Raw genomic sequence first — 13,095 nt, forward strand, 5'->3', positions numbered from 1 at the left:
CTACCGGACCGCCAGCGCGTACACGCGGGTGATCTGCGTCGCGCCGCCGTTGTCGTCGGAGACCAGGTAGAGCACCGTGCGCCCGTCGCGCGTGCGGCCGCCGAGCGCCATGCCCTCGATGTTGTCCAGAAGCGGGTTCGGCTGCGGCTGCCTGGCGGTCGCACCCGACGGCGGGCACGTGACGATGTCGACGAGCAGCTTCTTCCTGAGCGCGGAACCGGGGGTGAGCGACGGCACGCGGCTCACGTCGCGGGCGCGCCAGGTGGACGTCCGGTAGATCCGGACGGTGTTGCCGATCCCGGGCGTGAAGCCGCGTTCCAGGGCGAGCAGGCCGCCGTGCCGCAGGGCGACGAGTTCGACGAGGCCGAGCGAGGGATCGGTCTGGTAGGCGTACTGTGCGGCGGGCGCGTAACGGCCGCCTGCCCGTCCTTGGTAGCGGATGATGCGCTGGAGGCCGGGCGCGTCGGCGCTCAGCGGGCCTTCCATGCCCGCGTAGAGGGTGCGGCCGTCGGGGGTGGCGGCCAGCGCTTCGAAGGTCTGGTTGCGGGCGGCCTGGCCCGCCGGTGCGACCCGGAAGCGCGCGGGCACCGGCAGCTCCGCCGTCTGGCGCCCGTCGGAACGGCGGAACCGGCGGATCGACGGCTCGGTCTCGGAGCTCGCGAGGATCGTCCGGCCGCCGCGCTCGGCCACCAGGCCCTCGCCGTCGAAGTCGGCCCCGGTGTAGGGCGTCCCGTCGGGGCGGGCGAGCGTCGTCACCTTCCGCGCCGCCACCTGCGGCCCGCCGCGGCCCAGCCGGAGCGACAGGTCGTAGAACCGCGCGGGCGTGGTGCCGAGGTTGTCCACCAGCGCGACGGCGCTTCGCCCGCCCGTCACGGCGAGCGCGGAGAGCCCGCTGACGGCCGTCCCGCCCAGCTCCGTCTTGTCGAGGGCGTCGGAGAATCCGAGCAGCGAGGCGGAGGGGGAGCACGGGGCGGCGAGCGGGGCGGCCGAGGCGGACGCCGGGGCGGGGGCCGCGAGGACGCCGAGCGTCGTCAGGGCCGCCACGGGAATGATCAGCTGGGAGGACCTCATGCCGGGGAGCGTACGCCCGCCCCTCGCCGCACGATCGAACACCAGGTGAACGTCACGGGCCGGAGAAGGCGGGCGCGGCCGCGAGGACCCGGCGGGCCAGCTCCCGGTCGCCCTCGATCGCGGCGGGCAGCGCGCCGGGGTCGACGCGGCCGCCGAGCAGGAAGCAGAACGCGACGCCGTCGGTGACGATGTGGGCCTCGGCGTCGCCCTGCCCGCCCTCGCGGACGCCGCCGGTGTCGTTGACGTCGAGCGGCACGTGCCAGGTGCCGCCGCCGGCGCCGGTCAGGGTGACCCGCACGGCCGGTCCCGTTCCGTCGCCGCCGGACGCGAGCAGCGTCCAGGGCAGCAGCCGGACGCAGAAGCCGGCCATCGGGTGGAGGTGCCCGGCGACCGGGGGCGGCAGCCGCAGCGCCGACGTGCGCGCCGCGTCGTCGGCGTGCACCCAGGTCTCCAGGCCGCGGGCGAGGATGGCGTCGCGCACCGGGATGGGCAGCCCGTCCGGGGACGCCGGGGTGGCCGGATCGACCTCGGCGAGGCGGGCGCACAGCACGTCGGCCTGGGCCCGCCAGGTCTCGCGGGTCTGCTGGGGCGACCGGCCCTCTTCGGCGGCCTGCACCTCGGCGGTGCGGCCGAGGGCGTCGCGCGTGCCGATCGGCGGGCCGAGCACCGGCGCGCCCACGTCGGCCGCGACCAGCCCGTCCTTGGCGGTCAGATGGGCGACGAGCTGCTGCAGCGTCCAGCCCTCGACGACCTGCCGCGACCAGTCGTCGGCGGAGGCGGACGCGAGCACCGCGTCCATGGCCGCGACCCGGCCCGCGTAGGGCGCGGCCCAGGCCGCGGTCGGCGTCGCGGGGCGGCGCCGTGATCGTGCCGTGGCGAGAAGGGCACCCGGAGAGGGACGCTCGTCACGTTCCACGCCCTCCTCCAGGGCGTCCAGGTACAGCCGTTCCACCGGATTCATCGCACGCCTTCCTCGGCCAGCATCCCCGCCAGCTGCCGCAGCGCCTGCCGGATGCGTGACTTGACCGTACCCTCTGGAAGGCCGAGCCGTTCCGCGACCTGCCTGTACGTCCGGCCGCCCCAGTACGCCATCTCCAGGGCCTCACGCTGCTCGGCGGGCAGGCTCCGCACCGCCTGGCGGACCCGGGCGGAGGCCTCGGCGTCCAGGACCGAGTCCTCCATCGGAGCCGGTTCGCGCTCGAAGAGCCGGGGGCCGACGTGCGAGGCCTTCTTGCGTTCCTCGGCGCGCACGTGGTCGACGGCCCGGCGGTGCGCGATCGTCGTGAGCCAGGCGCGCAGCGTGCCGCGCCCGGGGTCGAAGGCCAGCGGCTTCTCCCAGAAGGTCAGGAACACCTCCTGCGTGATGTCCTCGGCGATCGCCCGGTCCCGGGTGACGCGGAAGGCCAGGCCGTAGACGAGCGGCGAGAGCAGGTCGTAGAGCTCGGCCAAGGCGGACTCGTCGCCGCTGACCACCCGCTGGTGCAACAGCGCGTCATCGCCCGGAGGCCCCATCCGGCACCACACTCCCGTCGAGGTCGTCGACGTCTCGGTCTGAGTGACGTTGCAGGACCGAGCATGTCACCATCGGCGCCGGATGAGGAGAGCCACCTGTGGCCTTACCCGGCGGGGTAGCGAAGCCCGTGGCCGTAGGGGTAGTGGCCCGTGATGGTGACCGGCAGCGTGCCGCCGGGCTGGGCACCGAAAACCACCTCGGCGGCCGCCTTGTGCATGGTGAGGTTCAGGCGCTGCGCACGGGCCGTGGTGGCGTAGGCGGCGACGTAGGCCCGCACGTCCGGATACTCCGCGTAGTCATAGGGAAGTCCGGTGGCGAGGGCCGCTACCGGCTTGCCGGTGGCCTGAAGGGCGCGCACCAGCTTCGCCTGCCCGGCCGGTAGTGGACCGGAGGAGAACGTGGCGACCAGTACCCGGTCGGCCTCGCCCGCCAGCCGTACCGCCTCGGCGATCTCCGCGTCGGCCGGGTCGGTCGTGGCGGACTGCCAGCGGCTCACCGGGCCCGCGCTCGCCGCGTCGACGGCCTGGGCGAGCTGCTCGGTCTGCGCGGCCCCGGCGACGAGCGTCCGCTGCCCGGACCGCGGGTCGAACGGGAGCACGCCCTCGTTCTTGACCAGCGTGACCGCGGCGCGCCCGATCGCGGCGGCCTGGCGCATGAAGGCGGGGTTGGCGGCGACCTTCTCGGCGAGGCCGGGGCTGACGTACCTGTGCCTGAACGCCCCGTACCTGCACTTGAGGTCGAGGACGCGCCGCACGGACTCGTCGACGCGCTCGGTGCTGAGCGCGCCCGACCGGACGGCGTCGAGCAGCGCGCCGACGGCCTCCACGTGCGTCGGGTACTCGCCGCTGGACATGATGACGTCGGCGCCGGCCTTGACCGCCATCACGGTGGCCTCGCGGGTGCCCCAGTTCTTGTCGATGGCGTCCATGTCCATGCCGTCGGTCACGATGAGGCCCTTGAACCCCAGCTGCCCGCGCAGCAGCCCGGTCAGGACTTGCGGCGACAACGTCGCGGGCACGGTGGGATCGATCGCCTTCACCACGACGTGCGCGGTCATGACGGCCGGGACGCCCGCCTTGATCGCGGCCTGGAACGGCGGCAGGTGCACCTTTTCGAGCGTGGCCCGGTCGTAGGTGACGGCGGGGAGTTCGAGGTGGCTGTCGTTCTCGGTGTCGCCGTGGCCGGGGAAGTGCTTGGGCGTGCCGATGATCCCGGCTTCCTCGTACGCGCGCGCCTGTGTCGCGGTGAGCCGTGACACCAGGTCGGTGCGTTCCCCGAACGAGCGCACGCCGATGATCGGGTTGCGCGGGTTGGTGTTCACGTCGGCGACGGGCGCGTAGTTCCAGTGGAAGCCCATCGCCCGCGCCTCGGCCGCCGTGATGTGGGCGGCGGTGCGCGCCAGGCGCGGGTCGCGGGCGGCGCCCAGGCCCATCGCGTTCGGCAGCGGCGTCGTGCCCTCGCGCACGTTGTGCGTGGTGCCGAACTCGAAGTCGCCGGACACGAGCAGCGGCAGGCCGAGCCTGGTGTCCTGCGACCACCGCTGCAGCTGGTTGGCGTAGCGGGCGGCGAGCCCCGGCGTACGCGGCTCGGAGGTGAGCACGGACCCGATCCTCAGCTCCTGGAGCGACCGGCGGGTCTCGTCGTTCGGCATGCCGTCCGGTCCGTCGTGGGTCACCGCCATGACCATCTGGCCGACCTTCTCGGCGTCGGTCATCTTGGCGAGGTGGGCATCCGGGTCGCAGGCGGACGCGGCGGCCGGTGAGGAACCGGCGGCCGGTGACGCGGCGGCCGGGGGAGCGGCGACGAGGGCGGCGGCGGAGAGCGAGGCGGCGGCGACGAGCGAGGTCGTTCTGTGCATCGGCATGGGGAGGCTCCTCAGAAGCGGGGAAGGACGCAGACCGGCGCGGGGGTGGCGAGCGGTGCGCCGGTGGGGGTGAGCAGGGCGCCGGCGACCCGGAACGCGGCCACGGTGCCCGAGCGCTGGTTGGCGACGTAGAGCAGGCGGCCCTCGTCGGCGAACTCCATGTGGCGCGGCCACGTGCCGCCGCACGGCACCGTGTCGACGAGGCTCACGGCCCGGCCGCCCGCGCTCGTGGCCAGCACGGCGACGCTGTCGTGCCCGCGGTTGGTCCCGTAGACGTGCCGCCCGTCGGGCGAGACGAGGATCTCGCCGGGATAGTTGGCCCCCGGAGTGCCCGCGGGCACCGTGGACACCACCTGGCCCGGACGCAGCCTGCCCGCGTGCGGGTCGTAGGCGCAGACGGTGATCGTCGAGTCGAGCTCGCTGATGACGTAGGCGGTCCGCCCGCTGGGGTGGAAGGCCAGGTGGCGGGGCCCCGCGCCCGCCCGGAGCCGGGCCGCCGAGTGCCGCCGCAGGCGCCCGCTCCCGAGCTCCAGCCGGTAGACGACCACGGTGTCGGTGCCGAGGTCGACGACGAGCACGAACCGGCCCCACGGATCGGTGACGATCTGGTGGGGATGGGGAGCGGCCTGGTCGGGATGCGGCCCCGACCCCGTGTGCTCGACGACGTCGGAGGCCGGCCGGAGCGAGCCGCCGGCCTCGATCGGATGGACGGCGATGTTGCTCCCGAAGAAGTTGGCGCTGAGCAGGTAGCGCCCGCTCGGGTGCACCGACAGATGGGCGGGGGAGTGGCCGTGCGTCGGCTGCCGCCCGAGCTCGCGCGGCGAGCCGTCCGCGCCGATCTCCAGTGCGACGACCTGGCCGTCCGCGACCTCGCTCACCGCGTACATCCGCCGGCCCCCCGGCGCCATGGTCAGGAACGACGGGCGCGGCACGTCGCCGAACGCCTCGTCGACGGTCAGCGTGCCCGACCGGTCCGCGTGCGCGCGCACGATGCCGAGCCCGCCCGCCTCGGTATAGGTGCCGAGGTAGACGCGCCGGACCCGGTCGCCCGCGCCGCCCTCCGCGCTCGCCTGGCCGCTCATCGCCGTGCCGCCCAAGGTGCCGCCCAATGCCGCTCCGCCGACAAGCCCAAGAAAACCCCTGCGTGTGGACGTGGTACGTGTGCGTCCGTTCGTGTCCACCGTGCCGCCTTCCGTCGTCGCCGACTGCCACGGTGAACGGTCCGGCCGAAACTGGAAAGATTCCTGCCGGAAGATTTCACATTGCACAACAGCATTCCAGGAGAGCGTCATGACCGGTGCGCGCAACCAGTCGTCCTCCCTGCGGCGGGCGCTGGCGGTGCTCGACCACGTCCGCGCCCACGGCGGCGGGCGCGGGCTCTCGCTGACCCGCGTCGCCGACGATCTCGGGCTCAGCAAGAGCACCGTGCTGAGGCTCACCGTGCCGCTGGTCGAGGCCGACCTGCTGGCCCGCGACCGCGAGACCGGCTGGTTCCGCCTCGGGCACGGCACGCTGCGGCTGAGCCAGGCCTACCTGACGTCCCTGGACCTGCGCACGGTCGCCGCCGAACCGCTGCGGCGGCTCCGGCAGGAGGTCGGCGAGACGTGCCACCTGGTCGTCTGCGACCTGCCGGACGTGGTCTACATCGACAAGGTCGAGAGCGAGCACAACGTGCGGATGGGCTCCAGGGTGGGCAGCCGCATGCCCGCCTACCGCACCGCCGTCGGCAAGGCGATGCTCGCGTGGATGGACGAGGCGGCGGTGCGCCGGGTCGTCGACGCGGGCATGCCGGCGGTGACCGAGCGCACCATCACCGGAGCGGACCGGCTCCGCACCGAGCTGAGCCGGATCCGCCGCCTCGGCTACGCGGTCGACGACCGGGAGAACGAGCCGGAGGTGCGCTGCGTCGCGGCGCCGATCTTCGACCACGAGGAACGGGTGGCCGGCGCCCTCAGCGTGTCGGGGCTGACGTCGCGGCTGCCGCCCGCGCGCGTCCGGGAGGTCGGGCCGCTCGTCGCGCGGATCTGCCAGGAGATCTCCCGCGTGCTCGGCTCGCCGAGGTAGGACGCTAGGGCACGGCGTCCCGTCGATCCGGCGGGCGTATCCCGACCCCGGCGAGGAGCTGTCCCCGCGGCGGCGGCCGTTCGCCCCGGGGCCGCCACTGCGCGGTGAACGCCAGGCCGGGGTCGAGCAGCTCGAAGTCGCCGAAGAACTCCGCGACCTCCTCGCGGGTGCGCAGGACCAGCGGAGAGACGCAGGCGGTGGTGTAGAGCTCGGCGACCCTGGCCGCCTCCGCCGGGAACGTCCCGGCGGTGGCGTGGGAGATCACCAGTGCGCTGCCGGGCGCGAGCTCGGCGCGCAGGCCGGCGAGGATTCCGGCGGGGTCGTCGGCGTCGGCCACGAAGTGCAGGACCGCGGTGATCAGCACGGCGACCGGCTCGGTCCAGTCGAGCAGGCCGCCGCCGGCGGCGACGTCGGCGCGCAGCTCGTCCGGCTTGCGCAGGTCGGAGTGCACGATGGCGACGTTGCCGTCGTCGGCGAGCAGCGCGCGGGCGTGGGCGAGCACGATCGGGTCATGGTCGACGTACACCACGCGTGCGCCGGGGCCGTGGCGGGCGGCGATCTGGTGCACGTTCTCGTGGGTGGGGAGCCCGCAGCCGAGATCGAGGAACTGGCGGACCCCGCGCCCGGCGAGGAGGCCGACCGCCCGGGCGAGGAACGCGCGGTTCTCGCGCGCGACGGCGGACAGGTCCGGCTGGATCGCCAGGAGACGGTGGACCAGCTCGCGGTCGGCGGCGTAGTTGTCCTTGCCGCCGAGCAGATAGTCGTAGACGCGGGCGGGACTGGCGAGGTCGGTGCCGCCGCCGGGCGGCGTCCACCCCGGACCCGCGGCCGTCACCATCGCTGGTCCGTTCGGTACGGGCCGGCTCATCGTCGTGCCGGCCGGGATTTCGTCGTCATGCAGACCCTCCTCGGGCGCTCCGGGCGGGGTGCGGGGAAGACCGGGGCGGGGTTGCGGGGGATGTATGGGACTTTCCGGGATTACACAGAAGCGGGATGAGACAAAAAGGGGGACGTCGACGGTAGAGGGCGAAGGTCAGCGGAAGGTGAGCGGACCCGCCGCGCCCTCCGGCCCGGCGAGAAGTGTCGCGGCCCCTGAGATCAGGATCTCGCAGGCCGCGGCAACAGGGCCCCTTACTCGCGTTGACTGGTGGCCACATCCGGTCATGATTGTCTCGGGTGATGTTCACTAGCTTGGCCTTCCTGGGGCGTGGAGAGGCTGCGAGAAGGTCAGTGGAGTTTCGAATTCTTGGGCGGCTGGAGATCCGCACCGACGATGGCGAACCCATCACGGTCTCCCAGCCGCTGATCCGTTCGGCGATCAGCGTGCTGGTCCTCAAGGACGGTCAGGCGCTCTCGTCCGAGCAGTTGCAGGCGCTGCTCTGGGACCCCGGCGCGGACGGCGGCCGGGCGGATCGCACCGGTGCCATCAAGACCTGCGTCGCCGGCGTGCGCCGGTTGCTGTCCCAGGAGCGGGTCCCGCCCGGCCACGGCGGCTACCGGCTGCGGCTGGCGGGCGGCGACACCGTCGACCTGGTCACGTTCCGCGATCGCGTCGTCCAGGCGCGCGAGGCCCGGGGCCGCGGCGACGCCCCGCTGGCCGCCGAGCTGTACGAACGCGCCCTCGCGCTCTGGCGGGAGCCGCCGCTGGACGACCTGCCCGCGACCTCCGCCGTGGCCGGCATCGCGGCCGGGCTGCTGGCCGAACGCCGCGTCGCCCGGGAGGAGCTGGTGGAGACCCGGCTCGCGCTCGGCCGGCACCGGGCGCTCGTCCCGGAGCTGCGGACCTGGGTGCTCGACGACCCGCTCAACGAGCATCTGTGGGCGCAGCTGCTGCTCGCGCTGTACCGGTCGGGCCGCAAGACCGAGGCGCTGCAGTCCTACGACGAGGCGCACGAGATGCTGGAGCAGGCCGCGGGCAGCGAGCCGGGTCCCGAGCTCCAGCGCATGTGGCACCGGATCAAGGTCGACGACCCTGACCTCGGCCCGTGCCCCGCGCCGCATCCGGTACCGGGCCGGGACGGGCACCCGGCCCGCGCGGCGCGCCCGCCCCGGCAGCCGCTGGCCCGCCAGCTCCCGCCCGACGTGCGGGACTTCACCGGCCGCGAGACCCAGCGCGGCAGGCTCCGCCAGCTGCTGGCGTCCGCCGCGGAGGCGACCGCGCCGCCCGTCGTGCAGATCAGCGGCCCGCCGGGCGTGGGCAAGACCTCGCTGGCCCTGCACGTCGCGCACCTGGTCACGCCGTCGTTCCCGGACGGCCAGCTGTACGTGCAGCTCGCCGGGGCGTCGCAGAACCCGCGCGACCCGGCGGCGGTGCTCAACGAGGTGCTGCGCGCGATCGGGGTCGCGCCCGCCGACATCCCCGAGACCCTCGCCGAACGGGCCGCGCTCTACCGCTCCCGCCTGGCGGGCGAGCGGGTCCTCGTGGTCGCCGACGACGCGGCGGGACCCGAGCAGATCCAGCCGCTGCTCCCCGGCACGCCCGGCTGCGCGATCCTCATCACCAGCCGCAACCGGTCGCTGGGCCTCGACGGCGCGCACCTGCTCGCGCTCGAACGGCTGAGCCGCCGCGAGAGCCTGCGCATGCTCGGCCGGATCATCGGCCCGCACCGCGTGGCCGCCGAGGAGGCCGCCGCCGCCCGCGTCGTCGCGGCCTGCGACGGCTTCCCGCTGGCGGTGCGCATCGTCGGCGCCCGGCTGGCCGGCCGTCCCACCTGGCCCCTCGCGCACATGGCCGGCCTGCTCACCGATTCCGAACGCCGGCTGGACCACCTGGTGGCGGGCAACACGGCCGTGCGGGCGCTGATCGAGGCCAGCTACCAGTCCCTGGACGACCGGGCCCGGCGGGCGTTCCGCATGCTCGCCCTCGCCGGGCCGCACGACTTCGCACCGTGGGTCGTGGGCGTGCTGCTTGAGGACCCGGCCGCCGAGGACATCGTCGACACCCTCGCGGACAAGAGCCTGCTCTTCGCCGCGGGCGTGGACCAGGTGCACCAGCCGCGGTACCGCCTCCACGACCTGCTGCGCGACTACGCCGCCGAACGCCTCGCGGACGACGCCGAGGCCGAACGCGCCCTGGAACGGCTGACCATCGGCTGGCTGGAGCTGGTCGACCACGCCGACTCCCTCCTCCCGCGCGACCCGTACTTCCCGCCGCCGTCGCGCTTCACCCCGCGCATGGCGGTGAGCGACGAGCTGGTCAAACGTCTCATCGAGCCCGATCCGGCCGCGTGGTTCACCAGCGAGCTGGCCAACCTGCGCACGGCGGTGACGTCCGCGTGCGCCGCCGGGCGCTTCAGGCTGGCGACCGGGCTCGTGCTGCGCATGGCGTCGCACCTGCACCTGCACCACCTGCACGAGGAGGCCGAGCACCTCTGGCGGATCGTGGCGGCGGCGGCCGAGCGCGAGGGAGACGCCCCCGCCGCCGCGCGGGCGCGGTTCCGGGCGGCCAAGGTGATCGCCGCCGACCGCGGCAGGCCGGCCGAGGCGCTGCCGCTGATCGACGACTGCGCCGCCGTCTTCGCCGAGACCGGCAGCCGGCAGGATCTGGCCCGCGCCCTGGAACTGCGCGCCTACAGCGTCCAGCGGCTCGGCCGCCCGTACGACGCCCGCGAGGACGCCGAGCACGCGCTCCGGCTGGCGCGCAAGGTCGGCGACCCGCACACCGAGTTCGCCGCGCTGCGGGTGCTCGGGCTCGTCTACAGCCAGACCGGCGAGCCCGGACGGGCCGTCGCGGCGTGCGAGGAGTCGCTCGCCATCGCCCGCGACCTCGGGGAGGCGGTGTACCAGGGCAGCGCCCTCTACAGCCTGGTCCGTGTCCATCTCGCCGCCGGGCACTTCGGCAGGCTGCCGTCGCTCTGCGAGGAGGGCCTGCGGCTCACCGAGGGCATCGGGCACAAACTGGGCGAGGCCTACTTCCACGAGCTGTGGGGCTACGCGCACCAGGAGCTGGGGCGGCACGAGCAGGCCGCCTCCCACCTGGAGGCCGCCGCCGAGCTCTTCGAGGCCCAGCAGGCCCCCGCGGACGGGGCGGCCTGCCGGATGCGGCTGGCCTGCAGCCACGAGGCGCTCGGCCGGCACGCGGACGCCCGCGCCGACCTGGAGTGGTGCGCCGCCACGTTCGCCGACCTCGGCAGGCCCGACGACGAACGGCGCGCCCGCGCGTCGCTCGGGGAGCTCAGTGCCGGGCCCGGGGTCCGGTGAGCTCGCCCGCGTGCCGGTCGTTCTCCTCGTCGATCACCTCGATGGGCACCCCGGCCGTCTCCGGGATGCGCAGGATCGGGATGATCGCGATCGCCGCGGCGCCCATCAGGTAGTAGGCGGGCCAGTTCTTGTCCCCGGTCTTGTTGATCAGCGCCTCCACGATCACCCCGGCGGTGCCGCCGAACAGCGCGGTCGACACGTTGTAGCCGATGGCGAACGAGCCATAGCGCACCCGGGTCGGGAACATCGCCGGGAACGTCGAGCCGATCACCGAAAGGATGAGGGCCAGCAGGAACGCGACCGCGAGAAAGCCGATGACCAGCGCGACCATGCTCCCGCTCTGCATCAGCCGGATAGCGGGATAGCTGAGCAGGAGGAAGCCGATGGCGGAGGCCATCAGCAGGGGTTTGCGCCCGATCCGGTCCGACAGCATGCCGAGCGGTACGAGCACGCACAGCTGCGCGAGCTCCACCCCGATGATGATGATCGTCGAGGTGTTGGCGCCGATGTCCAGATGCGAGGTGAAGTACGACGGCATCGTGGTGAGCAGCATGTAGTCCGCGACGTTCAGCAGGATGACGATGCCGATGAGGTTGAGGATCATCGGCCAGTGGCCCACCAGCGTCTCCTTGAAAGGCGCCTTCCGCGGTTTGCGGCCCGTCTCCTGCAGCCTGCGGAACGCCGGCGGATCGTCCAGCTTGGAGCGCAGGTAGAGCCCGACGACGCCGAGCGGCAGCGCGAACAGGAACGGGATGCGCCAGGCCCAGTCGTGCATCGCCTCCGTGCCCGCCAGCAGGCTCACGGTCAGCACCACGCCGTTGCCGAGGATGTAGCCGGTCAGCGTGCCCACTTCGAGGAAGCTGCCGTAGAAGCCCCGTTTGCGCGTCGGCGCGTACTCGGCGATGAACGTGGCCGCGCCGCCGTACTCACCGCCGGTCGAGAAGCCCTGGACCAGCCGGAGCATCAGCAGCAGGACGGGCGCGGCCACGCCGATCGTGGCGTAGGTGGGCAGCACGCCGACGATGAACGTGCAGGTCGACATCAGCAGGATGGTCAGCGCCAGCACCGGCCTCCGGCCGATCTTGTCGCCCAGCGGGCCGAAGAAGGCACCGCCGAACGGCCGCACGATGAAGCCGATCGCCACCAGCGCCAGCGACTTGAGCACGGCGTTGGAGTCGCCGGGGAAGAAGGCGGCACCGATGATGCCGGTGATGGCACCGGAGGTGAAGACGCCGTAGTCGAACCACTCCACGGCGTTTCCCATGGTGGACGCCAGGACGGCGCGCCGTACGGAGGAAGGGTCGGCTTTCGGGTCGCTGGGCGCCGTGGTGTGGCTCACCCGAAGCGTTCACGCAGCTCTGGCAGGAGCTCCACCTCGGCCCACCGGCGGAAGTCCTTCTGGCGGTCATGCCCGCTCTGGCAGAACGAGATGTGCGTGAATCCCGCGTCCTTCCACTGCTGCACGGCCTCGACGTAGCGCCCGACGTCATCGCCGTAAGGGGCGGACTTCGCCACGTCGTCCGGTGTTACGGTCCCGGAGTTGGCCTCGAAGTTCTTCGGTCCCGGGAGCTCGGACATCACCTTCCAGCCCGGAGCCGAGAACTTCCAGAACTTGTGCGCGATCTCCTTGGCCTCGTCCGCGTCGGTGCCGTACGAGACCGGGATCTGGCCGTACGCGGGCTTGCCCTCGCCGCCCTTCGCCTTGAAGATCTTGACGACGTCGCCGACGGGCTGGTCGGAGATGAACACGTCGGCGTACTTGGCCGCCAGCCTCCCGGCCCGCGGCCCGGCGGCGGCCATGCCGATCGGCACCGGCTGCTCGGGCAGGTCCCAGATCTTGGCCGAGTCGACGGTGTAGTGCCGTCCGCGGTAGTTGACGTAGTCGCCGCGGAACAGCTCCTTGATGATCTCGACGGCCTCGGTGAACATCTCGTGCCGGATGTCGACCGAGGGCCAGCCGCGGCCGACGATGTGCTCGTTGAGGTTCTCGCCCGCGCCGAGTCCCAGCGTGAACCGGCCGTCGGACAGGATCCCGACGGTCGCCGCCTTCTGGGCGACCACGGCGGGGTGGTAGCGCATGATCGGGCAGGTCACGAACGTCATCATGGGGATCCGGTCGGTGGCCTGCGCCAGCGCGCCGAGCACGGACCAGGCGTAGGCCGAGTGCCCCTGCTCCTCAAGCCAGGGGAAGTAGTGGTCGGAGATGACCGAGTAGTCGAAGCCGATCTCCTCGGCCCCGACGAGGTCCTCGATCAGCTGCTTCGGTGGCGTCTGCTCGCACAGCAGTGTGTATCCGAACTTCATGTCCGCTCGCATACCCACCTGACCTTGACAAACCCTCCACGTTTGGCAAGGCCCTGTTGACGCTGCCATGCCCTGGACC

10 protein-coding genes are annotated in these 13,095 nt (G+C 73.2%); 2 read left to right on the forward strand and 8 right to left on the reverse strand.

Annotated features, from left to right (window positions below):
* From ABD333_RS05950 to ABD333_RS05970, 5 genes are all read right to left on the reverse strand, one after another.
* Entirely contained in the window at positions 1-1,071 is a 1,071-nt protein-coding gene (locus ABD333_RS05950; protein WP_344538390.1) for an esterase-like activity of phytase family protein, read from the reverse strand.
* 52 nt (positions 1,072-1,123) lie between these two features.
* Positions 1,124-2,032 carry a maleylpyruvate isomerase family mycothiol-dependent enzyme gene (locus ABD333_RS05955; RefSeq protein WP_344538391.1) on the reverse strand — a complete coding sequence of 303 codons (909 nt, stop codon included), beginning with the start codon at positions 2,030-2,032 and terminating at the stop codon, positions 1,124-1,126.
* A complete protein-coding gene (locus ABD333_RS05960) occupies positions 2,029-2,583 on the reverse strand; it encodes a sigma-70 family RNA polymerase sigma factor (RefSeq protein ID WP_344538393.1) in 555 nt (184 codons plus the stop codon). Before ABD333_RS05960 ends, ABD333_RS05955 begins: the two co-directional genes overlap by 4 nt.
* Before the next feature lie 104 nt (positions 2,584-2,687).
* Positions 2,688-4,448: a glycoside hydrolase family 3 protein gene (locus ABD333_RS05965; protein WP_344538395.1), complete on the reverse strand. Its 1,761-nt coding sequence runs from the start codon at positions 4,446-4,448 to the stop codon at positions 2,688-2,690.
* A gap of 11 nt (positions 4,449-4,459) precedes the next feature.
* Complete coding sequence (locus ABD333_RS05970) at positions 4,460-5,557, reverse strand: lactonase family protein (protein WP_344538397.1); 1,098 nt, start codon at positions 5,555-5,557, stop codon at positions 4,460-4,462.
* Positions 5,558-5,738: 181 nt separating this feature from the next.
* Between ABD333_RS05970 and ABD333_RS05975 the strand changes: the two genes are divergently transcribed.
* Positions 5,739-6,512: an IclR family transcriptional regulator gene (locus ABD333_RS05975; protein ID WP_344538399.1), complete on the forward strand. Its 774-nt coding sequence runs from the start codon at positions 5,739-5,741 to the stop codon at positions 6,510-6,512.
* A 4-nt stretch (positions 6,513-6,516) separates the two neighbouring features.
* Here ABD333_RS05975 and ABD333_RS05980 read toward each other — a convergent pair whose 3' ends face one another.
* On the reverse strand, positions 6,517-7,350 hold the full coding sequence (locus ABD333_RS05980) for an SAM-dependent methyltransferase (RefSeq protein WP_344538401.1): 834 nt from the start codon (positions 7,348-7,350) through the stop codon (positions 6,517-6,519).
* A 392-nt stretch (positions 7,351-7,742) separates the two neighbouring features.
* Here ABD333_RS05980 and ABD333_RS05985 point away from each other — a divergent pair, with 392 nt between their 5' ends.
* Positions 7,743-10,712, forward strand: a complete 2,970-nt coding sequence (locus ABD333_RS05985) for an AfsR/SARP family transcriptional regulator (RefSeq protein ID WP_344538403.1) — start codon at positions 7,743-7,745, stop codon at positions 10,710-10,712.
* Here the strand turns inward: ABD333_RS05985 and ABD333_RS05990 are convergent.
* Positions 10,687-12,051, reverse strand: a complete 1,365-nt coding sequence (locus ABD333_RS05990; protein ID WP_344538404.1) for an MFS transporter — start codon at positions 12,049-12,051, stop codon at positions 10,687-10,689. The genes ABD333_RS05985 and ABD333_RS05990 overlap by 26 nt on opposite strands.
* Entirely contained in the window at positions 12,048-13,016 is a 969-nt protein-coding gene (locus ABD333_RS05995; RefSeq protein WP_344538406.1) for a TIGR03557 family F420-dependent LLM class oxidoreductase, read from the reverse strand. Before ABD333_RS05995 ends, ABD333_RS05990 begins: the two co-directional genes overlap by 4 nt.
* Positions 13,017-13,095 lie beyond the last annotated feature (79 nt).

The organism is Actinomadura fulvescens (genome assembly GCF_039533225.1).
In the GTDB taxonomy this organism is placed as follows: domain Bacteria; phylum Actinomycetota; class Actinomycetes; order Streptosporangiales; family Streptosporangiaceae; genus Spirillospora; species Spirillospora fulvescens.

Coding starts and splice junctions, on each gene's coding strand:
- ABD333_RS05955 (WP_344538391.1), bottom strand. CDS start 2,032: ATGAATCCGGTGGAACGGCTGTACCTGGACGCCCTGGAGGAGGGCGTG.
- ABD333_RS05995 (WP_344538406.1), bottom strand. CDS start 13,016: ATGAAGTTCGGATACACACTGCTGTGCGAGCAGACGCCACCGAAGCAG.
- ABD333_RS05975 (WP_344538399.1), top strand. CDS start 5,739: ATGACCGGTGCGCGCAACCAGTCGTCCTCCCTGCGGCGGGCGCTGGCG.
- ABD333_RS05960 (WP_344538393.1), bottom strand. CDS start 2,583: ATGGGGCCTCCGGGCGATGACGCGCTGTTGCACCAGCGGGTGGTCAGC.
- ABD333_RS05965 (WP_344538395.1), bottom strand. CDS start 4,448: ATGCCGATGCACAGAACGACCTCGCTCGTCGCCGCCGCCTCGCTCTCC.
- ABD333_RS05950 (WP_344538390.1), bottom strand. CDS start 1,071: ATGAGGTCCTCCCAGCTGATCATTCCCGTGGCGGCCCTGACGACGCTC.
- ABD333_RS05980 (WP_344538401.1), bottom strand. CDS start 7,350: ATGGTGACGGCCGCGGGTCCGGGGTGGACGCCGCCCGGCGGCGGCACC.